We start from the raw sequence: 16,705 nt of genomic DNA, 5'->3' as shown, positions 1-16,705 counted from the left end.
TAATGCATTGGCGAAAGGCGTTGGAGAATCGGCATGCGGCGGAAAAAGCCTGATATGGTAATGGCATTAACAGTAGTGTTCTTGTTAGGCGTACTCGCCACTGGCTATGCACAGGCGTTATCGGGAAGTTAAACGTAACGCTTAAGGCATCGCAGCCATTTGCCAAAAGGTAGTGTGAGCTGACTTTACGAGAGTCAGCTCTTTTTTTTGCCAGCACGCACGATACTCTCGTCGCTAACCACGGCGGTTAGCGGCACATCCCAGGGTTCAACTGGCAGCGATTCGACACGCTGACAGGCGTGGGCAACGCCAATTAAGGCAGGCGCCGGGCCTTGCCTGCGCATAAACGCAAGACTGCGGTCGTAGAAGCCGCCCCCCATTCCCATGCGGTTCGCCTCGGCATCAAACCCTACCAGCGGCACAATGAGCGTATCCAGCGCCCAAGCGGGCAACCGATTGTGGCGGTGAGCGCCAAACCGGGTATCCGGTTCAAGAATCCCAAAGCGGTTTTTTACCATGGGCGTCGTCGAGTGGTAGTTAACGAACCACAGTGAGTTATCGCTTAGCGGGCGCAGAACCGGGAGATAAACGTCGACATTACGCTGACGGAGCCAGGGTAGTAAAAGCGTAGGGTCGATTTCACCGTTAACCGGTAAATAGAGGCTGATGCGCTTGGCGCGCTGAACTTCAGGCAAACGTTTGAGCTGTTGGCAAAGGCGTAGAGCGGCTTGGCGCTGCTCATGTTTTGAAAGGGCGAGGCGTTGTCGGCGTAGCGTAAGGCGCAGGGTGCGCTTGGCCTCAGGATGATGCAGGCTTTCCATAAATAAGTGTTCCCCAGAGTGCCGCTGTCATTCTGGCCCTGAACCTACTGGTTCAGAGTGGGTGGCCGCAGCCAAACCGTCAGGCTTTCCGACGCACGGACATGCACACGGGTCTGGCTAGCAATTGGCCCCCTGGGTACTGCGCATAGGCTCGAGGGACTATAACGACTGGCGTACACCCCAGAGAACCCCGCTATCCTAACAGAGCCAGCGGCTATGCCAAAGTATTGAGTGAAAGGTTGCCTAAGGCTGGCGGGTTTTTTCCAACGCCCGCTCAAGACGGTCATTTAGCTTGTTCAAGCTGGCGTCGCTTGCCCGGTGCTCATCCAAAGCTTCAAGCAGTTCATGAGTGATATTAAGCGCCGCGATCAACGTGACACGCTCACTGCCCAGGGTGCCGCTTTGCGCTTGGATACCGCTCATGGCGCGGTCCAGGTAGCGAGCGGCGCGATCAAGCTTGGCTTCTTCCCCAGTATCGCAGGCAATGACATAGCTGCGCCCGAGAAGGGTAATTTCTTTCGTTGGCCGCTTGGCGTTACTCATTTAAAGCTCCAGCGCGGGCCAGCGAGGGGCCCAATGCGTTAACATCATGGCATAGGAAAACAGTCGTCGCTCACTATAAGAGAGGCGCTTGTACGGGGTCAACGCGCAAGTGTCCAGGACGCATTAACGTATGAATCACTATTACACAGCGAGTTATTACTATGTCATTGATTGATGAGCGCCAGGATTTTTCTGACGTGGCCGATGTTTTTTTGCTGCATGGAAGTATGCAGTCACCGGCCTTTTTAGACGGACGTTTAAGCGCCCTTTTAGCGCTGCGCGATGTAAGTGCCGAGGCATGGCTTGAAGAGGTCTGCATAAGCCTGGGGGTTGAGCAACCGCGTGACCAGCCCAGTGCAGAACGCCTGCTAGGTTGGCGTCGCCAAACGCTGGAGGCGCTCAGCGCCAGCGACTTGAACTATGCGCCGCTACTCCCCGATGAGCTGTTCTCGCTGGGCGAGCAAGCCCAAGGGCTAAAAGAGTGGACGCTGGGCTTTATGGAAGTCGTCGAGGAAGTAGTGGATGGCGAGCTTCGCGAACGCTGGTCACAAACGCTGAGTGAGGCGATTGACGATTTGGCAGGCATAGGCCATATCGAAACAGATATTGACGACAGCCCTGAAAATGAGAATGACCTGTTTGCCCTGACAGAGCACGTGCGGATGGCCGCCATGCTGCTGTATACCGAGCAGCATCCGGGTAAGCCCCAGGTTGAGCAAGCCGACGCGCCCGTTCACTAATTCTTCGGAGGTTGTATGTTGCCTGAGTTACTTCCCCGGCCGCCTGCGATTGGCAACGAAGAGTATCGCGCTCGCCGTGACGCCTTGATCGCGCAGTTGCCCGCCAACGCCGCTGTCGTGCTGCCTGGTGCCTCACTGGTTACCCGTTCACACGACAGTGAGTACACGTTTCGTCAAAACAGTGATTTTTACTATCTGACGGGAATCACTGAGCCTGATGCGCTGCTGGTGCTGCTTCCCGGTCATGATGCCGGGCAGAGCATTGTGTTTTGCCAGGACCGCGACCCAACGATGGAAGCCTGGACAGGCCGCCGTTTGGGCGCCCGGGGCGTTGAAGCGGAGCACGGCATCGACCAGGCGTTTGAAAATGCTGACCGCGAGGCACAGCTGCCAGCGCTGCTGGAGGGCCGCGAACTGCTGTACGTGCCCTTGGATAATCCCGATGCGTTGGGTATTGCCGAAGAGGCTTTCTCCACCGCTCTGGCGGGGTTGCGCCGTGGGCGGGCCCCGCTCAAAGGCTGGCTGGATGTCAGCGCGCTGATTCATGCGATGCGGCTAATAAAAAGCGAGGCAGAAATTACTCTGCTGCGCCATGCCGCAGCGATTTCAGCGAAGGCCCATGTGCGTGCCATGCAGGCATCGCGTCCAGGGCTTTACGAGTATCAGCTGCAGGCCGAGCTTGAACATGAGTTTGTCTGGCAGGGCGGCAGTGGTCCTGCTTACAGTACGATAGTGGGCGGCGGTGCGAACGCATGCGTATTACACTATATCGAGAATCGTGCAGCGCTAACCAACGATAGCCTGGTGTTAATTGATGCAGGGGCCGAGTTTGGGCTTTATGCCGGAGATATCACCCGTACCTTTCCGGTAAACGGCCGGTTTACCGAGGCTCAGCGGGCCCTTTATCAAGTCGTACTGGACGCCCAGGAGCGCGCAGTCGCCGCGATAAAACCTGGGGCAACGCTTGTTGATGTTCATCAGAACGTCGTTAAGGATTTAACGGCTGGGTTGATTGCGTTGGGGTTACTTGAAGGCGATGCTCAAGCCCGAATTGATGATGAAAGCTACCGGCGTTTTTACCTGCACTCTACGTCCCACTGGCTGGGGCTGGATGTCCACGATGTCGGTAGCTACCGGCTGGATGAAAAGACGCCACGACCTTTAGTCGCGGGCATGGTGTTAACCATTGAACCAGGACTCTACATTCCCGACGAAGAGGATGTTCCATCTGCGTACCGTGGAATCGGTATCAGGATTGAGGATAACGTCGTAGTGACCGACGAAGGGTATGAAAATCTTACGGCGGGAGTACCTAAAGACATGGCTGACATTGAAGCGCTAATGGTTAAATAATAAGCGTATATTGACTGCCTGAATATCAATTATGTAATTTACGTTACGCCATTACGGTATGGCGGTGCGCCAGGTGACAGGAGATGCTAATGCCGTCGTCGACGGATACGTCAGTAAAGACGACCACACACGATATCGTGATTGTGGGGGGCGGATTAGTGGGCGCCAGCCTGGGCTGTGCACTGGCCCCGCTTATCAAGCGTTATGGCTGGAAAGTCGCCATTATCGAAGCGACGCCGGTTAATGAAGCGCCTCTTGAAGAGAGTTGGCAGCCGAGCTTTGATGCGCGTGCAAGCGCCATTGCTGAAGGTTCAGCACAGCGTTTCCAACAGTTGGGCATTTGGGATGCCATGCAGGGCGAAGCAACCCCTATTCGGTATATTCATATCAGTGAGCGTGGCCGCTTGGGAGCGACGCGGCTCAGTGCTCAGGAATTAGGCGTCGATGCGCTAGGCCATGTTATCCCCAATGCCTGGATGGGCCGTGTCCTTCACCGCCACCTTAAAACGCTGCCGGTCGATTGGTACTGCCCAGCCAGGGTAGAAAAGCTCGCTCCAGAAGGTGGCGGGCACTATCTGCGCCTTTCTGACGGCAGCGAGCTGCGCGCCGCCTTAACCGTGCTGGCCGATGGGGGGCGTTCGGGGCTTAAAGAGCAGTTGGGTATCAACAGTCGCCATAATTCCTATGAGCAGACAGCACTCATTACCCATGTGGGCATCAGCCAACCACACAAGGGCATTGCCTATGAGCGCTTCACCCAGGAAGGACCGGTTGCCTTGTTGCCTTTGCCAGGCCAGGCAATGGAGCTGATATGGACACACCCCAGCGGTCAGGAACATGCTCGAATGGCGCTCCCGGACCGTGAGTTTCTTGCCCAGCTGCAGAGCGCCTTTGGTGATCGGGTGGGGCGTTTCACTCGCGTAGGAAAACGCTACAGCTACCCGCTTTCGTTGATAACGGCAGAAGAGCCGGTTCGTCCGGGGCTGGCGGTCCTGGGGAATGCGGCTCATGCGCTGCACCCTGTTGCCGGTCAAGGCTTTAACCTGGCGTTACGCGGTATTATGGACCTGGTTGAAGCGCTTGAGCAGGGCGAACAGGCCGGGCAGCCACTGGGTGATATGACGACGCTGCAGGCCTTTGAGCAGAAGCGTGCACGTGATCGCCGCAATGTCATTCGCTTTAGCGACGGGTTGGTGCGCCTGTTCGGACACTCGTTACCATTTCTGCCTCACGCTCGGGCAGCCGGGCTCATCGGTCTTAACCTTGTAGGGCCGCTGCGTCGAAGCCTGGCGCGCCGCGCGATGGGGGTGGAGCGTTAGGCATGCCTCGCTGTTTAATGTTAAAGATGCCAAACGCTTAGCCAGCTATTTGGCTCAACAGGAACAGAGCTCTAAGAGCTGGGCTCGGATAGGAGCGTTATGGATACGCACGCGACAGACACTGCGGGGACAGAAAATTTTGACGTTATTGTCGTGGGCGCAGGCATGGTGGGGACGGCGCTAACAGCCTTGCTGGCACAAGCCGGTATGCGTGTGGCACTGGTGGAAGCGCGACATGAACCCCAGTGCTGGGAAGCCGTTAACAAGACACTTCCCGCGCCACGAGTCAGTGCATTAACACCAGTATCTCAGCGCCTGTTAACCCATCTGGGCGTGTGGCCTGCCATGGCTGAATGCCGAGTAACGCCGTACCGCTATATGCAGGTATGGGATGCGGACGGCAGTGGTGAAATCAAATTTTCGGCCGATGAAGCCGGGGTGCCTGTACTTGGGCATATTGTTGAAAATGCAATTACTCAAGCGGCGCTAAATGATGCTGTACTGGATCATCCTAGGGTAGTGCATTTTTTTGGTTGCCGGGTTCAGGCGCTACAAACCTCATCGACAGGTCGTTGGCTAGTGCTGGACGATGCGCGCAAGCTGCATGCACCGCTGCTGGTAGCGGCAGATGGTGCGCGTTCGACCCTGCGTGAGCTGGCCGAAATAGAGATCACCAGCGACGATATGGGTCAGGAGGCTGTGGTCACAACCGTCAAGTGTGCTCATGTACACGGCAGCACCGCGCGGCAAGCGTTTACGCAGAGCGGCCCGCTGGCCTTCTTGCCGATCACGCTAGAGGACGATGCATGCTATTGCTCGATTGTTTGGTCGACCACGCCCGAGCACGCGTTGGCGCTCAGCCATTTTACGCCTGATGAGTTAGGGAAAGCGCTGGGCGAGGCGTTTGGTTATCGCTTGGGCGAGGTGGAGGTGTGTGATCGTGTTTATCGCTTCCCGCTGGTACAGCGTCATGCAAGGCAGTATGTATTGCCGCACTTCGCGCTGACCGGCGACGCGGCGCACAGCATTCATCCGCTGGCAGGGCAGGGCGTTAACCTCGGTTTGATGGATGCCGCGGTATTGGCTGAAGAAGTGGTTAGCGCCTGGAAGCGCGGTGCCCCGTGGGGTGAGTTAACAACATTGAAACGCTATGAGCGCAGGCGGCGCTTGGATAACAGTGCCATGTTAGGGCTGATGAAAGGGTTCAGGGAGCTGTTTGGTACCCAAATGCCGCTCTTTACACTGGCCCGTAATCTCGGCATGAGCGGTATGAATCAGTTAAGTCCTGTTAAACGTAGCGTAATGCGGCAGGCCACCGGAGAGCGGGGGCGCCTGCCGCATAGCTGCCGCTAACGGCGGCGGTCGACCACATTAAGCGCTTTGAGAAGATTGAGCGCTTCGCTCATTTGGTAGTCATCGCGTAGCCGCGCGGTCGCGGATGAACGTGTCTGGGTGGCGGGCTGCTGTGCATCCAGGTGGCCGCCAAGGTCCGCCTCGCGAAGCTCCGGGCGGCTTTCGGCGACTTCCAGACGGCCCCGCACTACTTCTACATCGGGCGCGATGCCCTGCGCCTGAATGGAGCGTCCGTTTGGCGTGTAGTAAAGCGCGGTGGTGAGTTTCAAACCTTCACCATTACCCAGCGGCATGACCTGCTGAACGGAACCCTTTCCGAAACTGTCTGTGCCCATAATGACGCCGCGGCGTTGGTCTTGAAGCGCACCCGCCACAATTTCTGCGGCCGAAGCGCTGCCGCTGTTAATCAGCACGACCAGCGGAATATCACTGGCGGGCGTGGCGGGTGAGGCTGAAAATGACATGGCGGTATCGGAAAGCCGGCCTTCGGTATACACAATCAGGCCGTTATCCAGAAACAGGTCTGCTACACCGGCCGCCGCCTGGAGCACACCGCCGGGATTATTGCGCAGGTCAAGAATCAGCCCTTCCAGTGGCTGTTCGCGCGTCATGCGCTCTATTGCCTGGCGTGCCTGTTCTGGCGTACGCGACTGAAACTGACTAATTCGCAGGTAGCCATAGCCGGGCTCAAGAAGCTCATGCTTAACGCTTTCGCTGCGGATGGCCTCACGGGTAAGGTTGAACTCACGCGGGGTATCCTCTCCCGTGCGTAGAATCATCATGCGCAACTGGCTGCCTGGTTCGCCGCGCATTAGCGTAACGGCTTCTTGAAGCGACATGCTTTCAGTCGGCGTACCGTCAATGGCAACGATAACATCCCGAGGAAGCAGACCAGCCCGTGAGGCGGGCGTATCATCAATCGGGGTGATCACCAGGAGTTGGCCGTTTTCCATGCCAACTTCTATACCAATGCCGCCAAACTCTCCTTGGGTGGTTTCGCGCAGACTTTGATACTCTTCCGCATCAAGATAGGCGGAGTGAGGGTCGAGTTCGCTGAGCATACCGCGCATGGCGTTACGCAGTAGCGTGCGGTCATCGACCTCTTCAACGTAGCCACGCTTGATACGTTCAAACACCTCGGCAAAGGTCTGGATCTCTTCAAGGGGTAATTCATCAGCTGCCGCTTGGTTGGCGGGCTGGGCAAACAGCGGTAGCGGTGCCGACAATAGCGCAACAGGAAGTAGAGTCACCAGAAGGCGCTTGGCAGAGGCCGGTACTTCGTTAACAAATAGCGTCATGCAGACTCCGCAAGGCGTTAGGCAGTGTTTAAAGCTGCCCCAAGTTGACATTACCGTTCTGTCTGAAAAGTGTCTGCGTTCGGCAACGTTTCAGACAGAACCTAATACGGTTCAGCTTATCCCGTCAGCGGCGCGCAATCCAACGCTGTGGGTTAATTGGTTTGCCACTCTGACGTACTTCAAAGTAGAGCGCATTACTTGATTGTCCACCACTGTCGCCTACGCGGCCAATTTCGTCGCCACGGCTGACCTGCTGGCCAGGACGTACGCTAAACTGCTGTAAGTGAGCATAGAGCGTCATGATCTGGTCGCCATGGTCAATAATCAGCAGGTTGCCGAAGCCGCGCATCCAGTCGGCAAATACCACCCGCCCGGTGTGCACGGCATTTACCTGCGTACCGGCGCTTGCCTGGATGACAATACCGTTATAGTGAACGCCATCACGACGATTAAATGTTGTGGTGATGGCACCTTGCACGGGCCACGGCAGATCCCCTTGAGTACGGGTAATCTGAGTGCTGGGCGTGGGGGCATCCAGGCGCGCTAGTTCCTCCTGAATTTCACGCAGCTTACGCTCGGCCTGCTCCCGGTTATCGTTAAGGTCCGCCAGGCGATCAGCTTCGCTACCATAGCGATCATCCAGCGTGGCCACGACGTTGCGCCGGTCGGAGGAGCGCTCAGCAAGCCGTACCCGCTGCGCATCCAGCTCGGTGGCGACACTGGCCAGGCGCGTTTGGCGCTCGTTAAGGGCCTGCTCCGTATCGGCAAGCGCGGTATCCAGCCGGGCAATATCGGCAAGACGTTCATTGCGTGCTTGAGTAAAGCGGTTCAGGTAAGCCTGCATACGGTCAAGCTCGGCCGGGTCGCCCTGGTTCAGCAGCAGCTTGAGCTGTGGCGTCGGCCCTAGCCGGTAAAGCGCCGCGAGTTGTTGGCTAAGGGCGGCGTACTGGCTGGCTTGCTCGTCCTCCAGGCGGTCGCGATGCTGGCGCAACTGGTTCATTTCATCGTCCAACTGGCGCCGCTCGGCCTGTAAGGCATCCAGCCGCTGGTGAGTGTCGGCCAGCTCCGTTTCAACCTCGCGTAGTTCACGTTCGGCGCTGTCCCGTGCTTCTCCTGTTGTACTGAGCCGCTGCGTAAGCGACTCAATTTCCTGGCCAAGCGCATCCAACTGCTGGCGTGTTGCCTGCTCATCCGACTGGGCCAAACCCGCCGGTGAGTACACAATGACCAGTAGCGCACCCAGTACTAACGCGGTTCGCACAGGACGTCGCAACGGTATGATCAAGTGAAATCAATCAGCGGGTTCCCGGTCATGGCCTCGGGAACCGGTTGATTCATCATGGTCAAGAGTGTCGGGGCCAGGTCGCACAGGCGGCCATCGCTTAACGTGCCGGCTCGCTCACCCACGTAAACCAGCGGTACCACAAAGGTGGTGTGGGCCGTTTGGGGGGCGCCTGTGACCGGATGCACCATCTGCTCGGCATTACCGTGGTCGGCGGTTACCAGGCAAGCACCGTCAGCGCGCTCAATCGCTTCAATAACGCGGCCAACGCAGATATCGACCGTTTCAATGGCTTTTACCGCCGCGTTAAAGTCGCCGGTATGGCCCACCATATCGCCGTTGGCATAGTTACATACGATGAAGTCAAAGCGGCCGCTGTCGATAGCCTCAACGAGGTTGTCGGTGATCTCGTAAGCGCTCATCTCGGGTTTTTCGTCGTAGGTCTTCACGTCCCGAGGGGAGGGCACCAGAATGCGCTCTTCGCCCTCATACTCGGCTTCGTTGCCACCCGAGAAGAAAAAGGTAACGTGGGGGTACTTCTCTGTTTCGGTAATACGCAGCTGCGTCAAACCGCGCTTGGCGACGACCTCGCCCAGGGTGTCATTGAGATCAAATGGCGGAAACGCGGCCGGTGCAGGAATGTCCGCTGCGTACTGGGTCAACATGACCAAGCCCTTGCCCGCCAGCGATGGGCAGGCCCTGCGCGAAAAGCCGCTGAAGTCAGGCTCTACAAATGCGCGGGTAAGTTCGCGCGCGCGGTCAGAGCGGAAGTTAAGAAACAGGGCGGCGTCACCGTCTTGCAAGGTAACGCACTTGTCGTTGAGCAATACGCAGCTTGGCAGTACAAATTCGTCGGTTTCGCCGCGCTCATAGGCGTCGCGCAGCGCGGTTTCGGCGCTGGTGGCATAGATGTCAGCCTGGCCCTCGGTCAGCAGATGGTAGGCTTTTTCTACCCGCTCCCAGCGGTTATCACGGTCCATGGCGTAAAAGCGGCCAATAATGGAGGCAACAAAACCATTTTCAGCGCCTACCAGCTCAGCCAGGCGGGCATTAGCACGTTCGATAGAAGCCAGCGCGCTTTGAGGCGGCATGTCTCGGCCATCCAGGAACGCATGAATAAAGATACGTTGCGCGCCGCGGCGAGCCGCCAGTTCGGCCATCGCGATGAAATGATCTTCATGGCTATGTACGCCGCCAGGAGAGAGCAAGCCCAGCAGATGAACGGCGCGGTCATTGGCCACGGCATCATCAATCGGCTGTGTCAGGTTTTCGTTAACATCCAGATCGCCCTCTTTAATGGCTTTGGTGATCCGTGTGAAGTCCTGATAAACGATGCGTCCGGCACCCAGATTCATATGGCCCACTTCTGAGTTGCCCATTTGCCCATCGGGCAGGCCTACGTGGTGGCCGTCAGTATGCACAAACGCGTGCGGTCGATTCGCCCAAAGCGCATCCATCACGGGCGTGTTGGCCGATGCTACCGCGTTATTGGCGCTATCGGGGTTGTGTCCATAACCGTCAAGAATGATCAGCGCGACGGGACGCGGAGTAGACGTAGCCATAAGAACCTCGTTCGGTTGAGTAATCCAAGCGGCGTAAAACAGTCAGCAAAGAAAGCGCTGTTTGAAAGTAAAGAGGTTTAAAAAGGTGAGTCAACTCACGTTATTTTCAAACAACACCTTGTGATCAGGGTCGCGACTGATGCACGCTTGGGGCATCATAACGTAGGCGACCGCCGGGCGTCATGAGCAAGGCCTGCGCGGGGTGCCCTGTGACGTGTATACTTATCGCGTTTTGACGGCGGCGTTGCCGCTTTTTTCTGCATAGACCAAGAGATTGTGTTCGCGATGATCGATCAGCTGTTCGAATTCGTACAGAACCACCCCCTGCTCGTTGGGGCGTTTTTGCTGGTGCTAGTAGCGTGGCTTATTTATGAAACGCGTAGTGCTTCAACCAATGCGGTGACCTCAACTCAGGCCACCCAGCTCATCAACCGAGAAGATGCGGTTGTGCTGGACATTCGTGAAAGCAAAGACTTCAAAACCGGGCATATTGCTGGCGCACGTAACATTCCCCATAACAAGCTTGATAACCGTATGAACGAGCTGGATAAAGTGAAAAACCAGCCGATCATTGTCGTATGCAAGCATGGGCAAAGTGCAGGCGCGGTTCAAACCAAGCTTGCCAAGGCAGGTTTCGAGCGTGTGACTAAATTGAAAGGTGGCATGGCGCAGTGGCAGGCCGATAGCCTCCCCGTCGTTAAGAAGTAAGCGCTGTCACCTTTATACTATTCATTCAATGAACAATGAGGAGTTTCCCCATGGCGGAAGATAACAACACCCCGCAGGCTGATGCAGCAGCGTCAGGCGATAAGCCCCAGCTGAAGTTCTCTTTGCAGCGTATTTATGTAAAAGATATCTCCTTTGAAGCGCCTAACTCACCGTCTGTTTTCAAGCAGGCGTTTAAGCCGAAGGTGAATCTGGATCTTAATACCACCAGCACTAAAATCGCTGATGATCAGTATGAAGTGGTTGTAAAAGTAACTGCTCAGGTAAACGATTCCGAAACCGGCACCACCTCTTTTCTTGCAGAGGTTGAACAAGCGGGTTTATTCCGTATTTCGGGCATCGAAGGTGCTCAGCTGGAGCAGACACTGGGTGCGTTCTGCCCCAACCTGCTGTTCCCTTACGCGCGTGAGTGTGTCGATAACCTGGTCAACCGTGGTGGCTTCCCGCCGCTGATGTTGGCACCGGTAAACTTCGAAGCCATGTACGCCCAGCGCAAGCAGCGCGAAGCGCAACAGGAAAGCCAAGCCGAAGTAAGTACACACTAAGCATGTACGCTGCTGACTGGTATGCCTTGCATGGCAAAATGCCTCGCCTCCACGTACCGGCTGTTTTTGCAGTAGGTCAGGAGATAGTGCTGCCGGAAGGCCCGGCGCGCCATGTCACCCGCGTGCTACGCATGGGTGAAGGCGCGCCTTTGGTGCTGTTCGATGGCCAGGGCAATGAAGCGGGCGTCCGCTTGGCCGACGTAGGGCGTAAGCATACGACGGCGGTTATCGACGCCGTTTGGGCCGGTGAGGGGGAATCGCCCTTTGCCGTTCACCTTGGCCAGGCGATCTCCAAAGGCGACCGGATGGATTATGCGATCCAGAAGGCGGTTGAATTAGGCGTCGCTGCTATCACGCCACTGTATACTGAGCGTGGTGATGTACGTTTAAAAGGTGACCGTGAAGCCAAAAAGCTGGCCCATTGGCAGGCTGTTGCGGCAAGCGCCTGCGAACAAAGTGGCCGGGCGGTAGTGCCGACCGTGCACTCGCCGCTAAGCCTTGTTGAGTGGCTAAGTGCCCGCCAGGAGCCGCTTCGCCTGATGCTGCACTTGGCAACAGGCAATGCATTTGATCAGCCGGAACGCCCTGAGGCCGCCGCACTTTTAATTGGCCCTGAAGGTGGCTTAACGGAGACGGATATTGCAGCCGCTCAGGCAGCTGACTTTACGCCATTAACGCTAGGGCCACGCGTTCTGCGTACGGAAACAGCCCCGGTGGTTGCCTTGACCCTTCTACAGCACTACTTTGGTGATTTGTAAGCGCTTACTAACATCTTCATTGATCCCCTTCCTCAATGGCCTGCTTTTTAGCGTTAGCATTCGCTATAGGCTTCACAAGTGTGAATGAGTAGCCATTAGCCCGCCATGCGTTAAGCAGCGGCCATCACTACGTAGCGGGCCAGCTGCTTTGCTCGGTGATCCTCAGGCGCCATACTATAGACTCACTTTTTAAGGACGGCACCCATGGTCCGTGAATCAACGACTCCTCCTCGCGCTACAAGCGATGCCTCTGCCCAGTTAGGCGAAGTGGCGTATTTAACTGTTGTGACCGTTAATAACACGGGCGCGTTTTTGCGTTGGGGGCAGCCCAAAGACGTTCTCTTGCCGTACAGCGAGCAAATCTTCCGGCCTGATCCTGGCAAGCGGGTGCTGGTCATGCTGTATGAAGATGATCAGGGGCGTCCTGTGGCCTCCATGCGCCTTGATCGCTTTTTAACCGATGATGCCTGGGCGCTTGAAAAGGGTAATGAGGTGAGCGTCGTGGTCGCTGACCGCACCGACCTCGGTATGAAAGTAGCGGTTGATCACCGCTATTGGGGGCTAATCTACCAGGATGATATTTCTCAGCCGCTGCGCCGCGGGCAGACGCTAAAAGGCTACGTCAAGCAGCGCCGTGAGGATGGCCGGTTGGATATTTCTCTGTTGCCGCCAGGCGCGGCGCGGCTAGACGTCGTCGGCGATAAAATACTCAAAGCACTGCGTGAAAGCGGCGGCTATCTACCGCTGGGCGATAAAAGTGACGCCCACGCGATTAAAGCGCGGTTGGGTGTGAGCAAAAGTGCGTTTAAACAAGCCATTGGGCGGCTTTATAAGCAGCAACTGATTACCTTGGAGCCTGACGCGATACGGCTGGTGCCGGGCGCGCTTGCCCCGTAACGGCGCCAATGGTTGGAGCTTGACAGGCAGTACGGCATACTGCCTACCTATTGTTTACGTATGGATTGTGCCCCGATGAGTCAATCAAATCTGCATCTCGGCGTCGTGATGGACCCTATCAGCGACATCGCTTACAAGAAAGATACCACCATAGCCATGCTGTGGGCGGCCCAGGAACGCGGCTATATCCTGCACTATATGGAGCAGGAAGATCTTTTCTTACAGGCGGGGCAAGCCTACGCACGCATGCGACCACTAACCGTGCATCGCGACCCTAACCATTGGTACGACCTGGGTGAAGCGGCTGCCCGGCCACTGGCTGAGCTTGATGTGGTGTTAATGCGTAAAGACCCGCCGGTGGATGCTGACTTCACCAATGCGGTCCACCTCTTGGGCTTTGCTGAGCGTGAAGGCGTGCTCATTGTTAATCCAACCTCAGCACTTTTACAGTGTAATGAGAAGTTGTTTGCCCAGCAGTTTCCTCAGTGCTGTACGCCCACCATGGTGGCCAGCCGCGATGATGTGCTGCGGGCCTTTCATGCCGAGCACGGCGATGTGATTTTCAAACCGCTGGACGGGATGGGCGGCACCGGGATTTTCCATATCGGCCCTGATGGCCGCAATATTGGCGCGGTCATTGAGCAGCTAACGCTGCGTGGTCAGCGCCAGATTATGGTTCAGCGCTACCTGCCTGACATTAAAGACGGCGACACGCGTATCCTGCTGGTGGACGGCGAGCCGGTGCCCTTTGGGCTGGCGCGTATCCCTTCGGCTGGTGAAACGCGCGGCAACCTGGCAGCCGGTGGCCGTGGTGTCGCACGTGATCTCACTGAGCGTGATTACTGGTTGATTGAGCAAGTACAGCCAATGATTCGTGAAAAAGGCCTGATGTTTGTAGGGCTGGACGTGATTGGCGACTACATCACTGAAATTAACGTTACCAGCCCCACCTGCGTGCGTGAAATTGATGACCAGCGCGGCACGAATATCGCGGGCCTGTTGTTGGATGCCATCGAACGCCGCTTGAGCGCTGCTTGATACGCCTGATTCACACTTGATGATAAGAAAGGTCTGCTGGCTATGTCAGCAGGCCGTAGGAGACGCATGCAAAGTTTGAAACACCATTTTTTAATGGCGATGCCGCATCTGGATGATCCTGACTTTGTGGGCAGCCTGATCTACCTCTGTGATCATGACCATAACGGCTGCATGGGGGTTATCACCAACCGCCCGTTGGATATGACGCTGGATGCACTGTTTGATCAGTTGGAGCTGGGGGGGGAAGACAGCCCCCACCGCAATGCTCCGGTCTATTACGGTGGCCCTACGCACAAGGATCGCGGCTTTATCCTCCATCTTGGCGATAGCCAGGAGTGGGACTCCAGCGTTCAGGTAGAGGATGGTGTGGCACTGACGACCTCTATGGATATTCTTCAGGCGCTAGCTAACGGTGAAGGTCCTGAGCACTTTCTGATTTGTCTGGGCTGTGCGGGTTGGGAGGTCGGTCAGCTTGAAGATGAACTAAAGGACAATAGCTGGCTGACGGTTGAGGGCCAGACGGACGTGCTGTTCAACACGCCACCTGCTGAGCGCTTAACGGCTGCCGCAGGATTGTTAGGAGTGGATCTATACCTGATGACTCGTGATGCAGGGCACGCGTGATGGCAGAGGTTGGCCAACGCTTAATTCTTGCCTTTGATTACGGTACGCGGCGTATTGGGGTCGCCGTGGGCAATGAGCTTTTAAAAAGCGCCCGCGAGCTTTCCCCACTTACTGCACGTGACGGCATCCCCGACTGGAATAAAGTAGAGCAACTGCTGAAAGAGTGGCAGCCGGACCTTCTGGTGGTTGGCTTACCGCTCAATATAGATGGCAGCGAGTCGGACATGAGTAAGCGTGCCCGCAAGTTTGGCAACCGTTTACACGGGCGCTATGGCAAACCCTGCGTAATGGTAGACGAACGTGGCTCTACCCGCGAAGCCAAGCTGATTGCCCGTGAAGCGGGTCACCGAGGCAACTACCGCGAAGAGAGCGTCGATGGCATTGCGGCGGTGTTGATTCTGGAAGGCTGGTTTGCCCATCAGGAAGGTCTTCCCGATGGGCGTTCTGCTCTCTAGCGTATATAAGTAGCGTTAGCGATCCAGTGTCCCGATCTGGCTGGGTACAAACCAGCGCACCGGGTGAAGGTCTTTCTCAATCAGTGAATCGACGTGCAGCAGCGTTGCAAAGATGGCCATCCGCATGGCGATGCCGTTATCTGTCTGACGAAAGATCGCCAGGCGCGGGTCGCCGTTAAGATCCACGTTCAAATCATTCGCGCCGGGGCGGCTATCGCGGGGCAGCGGGTGCATAACAATGGTCGACTCACTGCAGCGTTGATCCAGAAACGCCTTGTTGACTATAAAGTCATCCGAGATGCCCTGGAAGTTCTCGTTCATTTCTTCGGTAAAGCGCTCTTTCTGAATTCGCGTGGTGTACACAACATCCAGATCACTGAAGTCAGTGGCTAAATGATCGCGTACCTCTACCTGGTGCCCGCGTGATGTGACCAGGTCAATCAGTGCAGTAGGCATTTCAAGCCCGGGCGGCGATACCAGTGTGATACGTAACGGATCGTATAAAGAAAGCAGCTTGATCAGAGAGTGCACCGTACGCCCATACTTGAGATCGCCGGTCAGCAGAATATGTGCTCCGCCAAGCGATTTGCCTAATCGCTGAAACTCCTTATCGATCGTATAGATATCCAGCAGGGCTTGGCTTGGGTGTTCACCAGGGCCGTCGCCGCCGTTAATCACCGGTACATTCGTCGCCGCCGCAAACTCGGCAACAGAGCCTTGATCCGGGTGACGCATGACAATCGCATCGCAGTAGCCACTCATTACCCGGCTGGTATCGTAAAGCGACTCGCCTTTGGCCATGGATGAGAATGTAAAGCCTGTGGTATCACATACGCTGCCGCCCAACCGACAAAACGCCGTATGAAAACTTACCCGGGTGCGCGTGCTGGCTTCGAAGAACAAGTTGCCCAAAACGGCTCCCTCAAGAACACGGGTAACCTGACGACGCTGGGCAATGGGCTCCATTTGGGCCGCAACACGAAGAAGGTGGTTAACGCTGTCGCGGTTTAAGGAGTCAACGGATAGCAGATGGGGGCTCATCATGGACCTCATGTTGAAGTAGAAGGCGAAGTGGGTAGATGAAGTGATTGCGTGTAGTGTAACCGCCAATACGTGGTTCGCCGAAGTGCTTTCACGGCCTTATAAAAAAGGCTGCTGATGTTTTTCAAACATATTTCACCCAGCCCCTTGCCAAACGCCCGGCGAATCCGTAAAGTACGCATCCGCTGCCGGGGACGCCCAGCGTTACCAGCGGTGAAGAAGGTGAAAACCTTCGGTTTGTCAGGAGGTTAGCGAGGTTTAAGTCGCTTGCTTCACCCGCTGAAAACAGCGGTTGACAAACATCAGGAAAAGCGTAGAATACGCCTTCCTCGCTGAGGCAAGCGGCTCCG

General features: G+C 56.4%; 17 protein-coding genes and 1 other RNA gene. 11 read left to right on the top strand and 7 right to left on the bottom strand.

Annotation, left to right across the window (positions count from 1 at the left end; genetic code table 11):
* Nucleotides 1-194: 194 nt before the first annotated feature.
* The 3 genes from ACT3R4_RS09270 to ACT3R4_RS09260 form a co-directional block, all read right to left on the bottom strand.
* Nucleotides 195-821, bottom strand: coding sequence for a 5-formyltetrahydrofolate cyclo-ligase (locus ACT3R4_RS09270; protein WP_441676483.1), 627 nt, complete (start codon nucleotides 819-821; stop codon nucleotides 195-197).
* Nucleotides 822-827: 6 nt separating this feature from the next.
* Nucleotides 828-1,011: non-coding RNA, 6S RNA (gene ssrS / locus ACT3R4_RS09265), on the bottom strand.
* A 53-nt stretch (nucleotides 1,012-1,064) separates the two neighbouring features.
* Nucleotides 1,065-1,364, bottom strand: a complete 300-nt coding sequence (locus ACT3R4_RS09260; protein ID WP_441678703.1) for a cell division protein ZapA — start codon at nucleotides 1,362-1,364, stop codon at nucleotides 1,065-1,067.
* Nucleotides 1,365-1,525: 161 nt separating this feature from the next.
* On the opposite strand from ACT3R4_RS09260, the gene ACT3R4_RS09255 reads away from it, so the two are divergent.
* The 4 genes from ACT3R4_RS09255 (at nucleotide 1,526) to ACT3R4_RS09240 (ending at nucleotide 6,129) form a co-directional block, all read left to right on the top strand.
* Nucleotides 1,526-2,104 carry a UPF0149 family protein gene (locus ACT3R4_RS09255; protein ID WP_087106933.1) on the top strand — a complete coding sequence of 193 codons (579 nt, stop codon included), beginning with the start codon at nucleotides 1,526-1,528 and terminating at the stop codon, nucleotides 2,102-2,104.
* Between the two features lie 15 nt (nucleotides 2,105-2,119).
* On the top strand, nucleotides 2,120-3,457 hold the full coding sequence (pepP, locus tag ACT3R4_RS09250) for a Xaa-Pro aminopeptidase (RefSeq protein ID WP_441678705.1): 1,338 nt from the start codon (nucleotides 2,120-2,122) through the stop codon (nucleotides 3,455-3,457).
* Between the two features lie 89 nt (nucleotides 3,458-3,546).
* On the top strand, nucleotides 3,547-4,776 hold the full coding sequence (gene ubiH / locus ACT3R4_RS09245; protein WP_441678707.1) for a 2-octaprenyl-6-methoxyphenyl hydroxylase: 1,230 nt from the start codon (nucleotides 3,547-3,549) through the stop codon (nucleotides 4,774-4,776).
* Nucleotides 4,777-4,875: 99 nt separating this feature from the next.
* The gene (locus ACT3R4_RS09240; protein ID WP_441678709.1) at nucleotides 4,876-6,129 is read left to right on the top strand and encodes a UbiH/UbiF/VisC/COQ6 family ubiquinone biosynthesis hydroxylase; all 1,254 of its coding nucleotides are present in this window, start codon (nucleotides 4,876-4,878) and stop codon (nucleotides 6,127-6,129) included.
* Here ACT3R4_RS09240 and ACT3R4_RS09235 read toward each other — a convergent pair.
* The 3 genes from ACT3R4_RS09235 to gpmI form a co-directional block, all read right to left on the bottom strand.
* Nucleotides 6,126-7,427 carry a S41 family peptidase gene (locus ACT3R4_RS09235; RefSeq protein ID WP_441678711.1) on the bottom strand — a complete coding sequence of 434 codons (1,302 nt, stop codon included), beginning with the start codon at nucleotides 7,425-7,427 and terminating at the stop codon, nucleotides 6,126-6,128. The genes ACT3R4_RS09240 and ACT3R4_RS09235 overlap by 4 nt on opposite strands.
* Before the next feature lie 124 nt (nucleotides 7,428-7,551).
* On the bottom strand, nucleotides 7,552-8,688 hold the full coding sequence (locus tag ACT3R4_RS09230; RefSeq protein WP_441678713.1) for a murein hydrolase activator EnvC family protein: 1,137 nt from the start codon (nucleotides 8,686-8,688) through the stop codon (nucleotides 7,552-7,554).
* Between the two features lie 20 nt (nucleotides 8,689-8,708).
* A complete protein-coding gene (gene gpmI, locus ACT3R4_RS09225) occupies nucleotides 8,709-10,271 on the bottom strand; it encodes a 2,3-bisphosphoglycerate-independent phosphoglycerate mutase (RefSeq protein ID WP_441678715.1) in 1,563 nt (520 codons plus the stop codon).
* A 285-nt stretch (nucleotides 10,272-10,556) separates the two neighbouring features.
* Here gpmI and ACT3R4_RS09220 point away from each other — a divergent pair, with 285 nt between their 5' ends.
* From ACT3R4_RS09220 to ruvX, 7 genes are all read left to right on the top strand, one after another.
* Entirely contained in the window at nucleotides 10,557-10,979 is a 423-nt protein-coding gene (locus ACT3R4_RS09220; protein WP_087106922.1) for a rhodanese-like domain-containing protein, read from the top strand.
* Between the two features lie 50 nt (nucleotides 10,980-11,029).
* Entirely contained in the window at nucleotides 11,030-11,542 is a 513-nt protein-coding gene (gene secB / locus ACT3R4_RS09215; RefSeq protein ID WP_192526736.1) for a protein-export chaperone SecB, read from the top strand.
* A gap of 2 nt (nucleotides 11,543-11,544) precedes the next feature.
* A complete protein-coding gene (locus tag ACT3R4_RS09210) occupies nucleotides 11,545-12,300 on the top strand; it encodes a 16S rRNA (uracil(1498)-N(3))-methyltransferase (protein ID WP_441678717.1) in 756 nt (251 codons plus the stop codon).
* Between the two features lie 204 nt (nucleotides 12,301-12,504).
* The gene (locus ACT3R4_RS09205; RefSeq protein WP_193057353.1) at nucleotides 12,505-13,197 is read left to right on the top strand and encodes a CvfB family protein; all 693 of its coding nucleotides are present in this window, start codon (nucleotides 12,505-12,507) and stop codon (nucleotides 13,195-13,197) included.
* Between the two features lie 75 nt (nucleotides 13,198-13,272).
* Nucleotides 13,273-14,235, top strand: a complete 963-nt coding sequence (gshB, locus tag ACT3R4_RS09200) for a glutathione synthase (protein ID WP_441678719.1) — start codon at nucleotides 13,273-13,275, stop codon at nucleotides 14,233-14,235.
* Between the two features lie 66 nt (nucleotides 14,236-14,301).
* On the top strand, nucleotides 14,302-14,859 hold the full coding sequence (locus ACT3R4_RS09195) for a YqgE/AlgH family protein (protein ID WP_193057355.1): 558 nt from the start codon (nucleotides 14,302-14,304) through the stop codon (nucleotides 14,857-14,859).
* Complete coding sequence (gene ruvX, locus ACT3R4_RS09190) at nucleotides 14,859-15,314, top strand: Holliday junction resolvase RuvX (RefSeq protein ID WP_193057356.1); 456 nt, start codon at nucleotides 14,859-14,861, stop codon at nucleotides 15,312-15,314. The genes ACT3R4_RS09195 and ruvX overlap by 1 nt, the downstream gene beginning before the upstream one ends.
* Before the next feature lie 15 nt (nucleotides 15,315-15,329).
* On the opposite strand, the gene pyrB is transcribed toward ruvX, so the two are convergent.
* Nucleotides 15,330-16,355 (bottom strand): aspartate carbamoyltransferase, encoded by a 1,026-nt coding sequence (gene pyrB, locus ACT3R4_RS09185; protein ID WP_441678721.1) that lies wholly within the window; start codon nucleotides 16,353-16,355, stop codon nucleotides 15,330-15,332.
* Nucleotides 16,356-16,705: the final 350 nt, after the last annotated feature.

Origin of the sequence: Halomonas sp. AOP7-E1-9 (assembly GCF_052376035.1) — a bacterium.
GTDB classification, from domain to species: domain Bacteria; phylum Pseudomonadota; class Gammaproteobacteria; order Pseudomonadales; family Halomonadaceae; genus Vreelandella; species Vreelandella citrativorans.
The sequence above is the reverse complement of the archived record's forward strand: the minus strand, read 5'-3'. Positions and strand labels throughout refer to the sequence as shown.

Bases quoted from the DNA above. Each gene is read 5' to 3' on its own strand.
- pepP (WP_441678705.1), top strand. From the start codon at position 2,120: ATGTTGCCTGAGTTACTTCCCCGGCCGCCTGCGATTGGCAACGAAGAG.
- ACT3R4_RS09240 (WP_441678709.1), top strand. From the start codon at position 4,876: ATGGATACGCACGCGACAGACACTGCGGGGACAGAAAATTTTGACGTT.
- ruvX (WP_193057356.1), top strand. From the start codon at position 14,859: ATGGCAGAGGTTGGCCAACGCTTAATTCTTGCCTTTGATTACGGTACG.
- ubiH (WP_441678707.1), top strand. From the start codon at position 3,547: ATGCCGTCGTCGACGGATACGTCAGTAAAGACGACCACACACGATATC.
- ACT3R4_RS09205 (WP_193057353.1), top strand. From the start codon at position 12,505: ATGGTCCGTGAATCAACGACTCCTCCTCGCGCTACAAGCGATGCCTCT.
- gpmI (WP_441678715.1), bottom strand. From the start codon at position 10,271: ATGGCTACGTCTACTCCGCGTCCCGTCGCGCTGATCATTCTTGACGGT.
- ACT3R4_RS09270 (WP_441676483.1), bottom strand. From the start codon at position 821: ATGGAAAGCCTGCATCATCCTGAGGCCAAGCGCACCCTGCGCCTTACG.
- secB (WP_192526736.1), top strand. From the start codon at position 11,030: ATGGCGGAAGATAACAACACCCCGCAGGCTGATGCAGCAGCGTCAGGC.
- ACT3R4_RS09195 (WP_193057355.1), top strand. From the start codon at position 14,302: ATGCAAAGTTTGAAACACCATTTTTTAATGGCGATGCCGCATCTGGAT.
- gshB (WP_441678719.1), top strand. From the start codon at position 13,273: ATGAGTCAATCAAATCTGCATCTCGGCGTCGTGATGGACCCTATCAGC.
- ACT3R4_RS09220 (WP_087106922.1), top strand. From the start codon at position 10,557: ATGATCGATCAGCTGTTCGAATTCGTACAGAACCACCCCCTGCTCGTT.
- ACT3R4_RS09235 (WP_441678711.1), bottom strand. From the start codon at position 7,427: ATGACGCTATTTGTTAACGAAGTACCGGCCTCTGCCAAGCGCCTTCTG.
- pyrB (WP_441678721.1), bottom strand. From the start codon at position 16,355: ATGAGCCCCCATCTGCTATCCGTTGACTCCTTAAACCGCGACAGCGTT.
- ACT3R4_RS09260 (WP_441678703.1), bottom strand. From the start codon at position 1,364: ATGAGTAACGCCAAGCGGCCAACGAAAGAAATTACCCTTCTCGGGCGC.
- ACT3R4_RS09255 (WP_087106933.1), top strand. From the start codon at position 1,526: ATGTCATTGATTGATGAGCGCCAGGATTTTTCTGACGTGGCCGATGTT.
- ACT3R4_RS09210 (WP_441678717.1), top strand. From the start codon at position 11,545: ATGTACGCTGCTGACTGGTATGCCTTGCATGGCAAAATGCCTCGCCTC.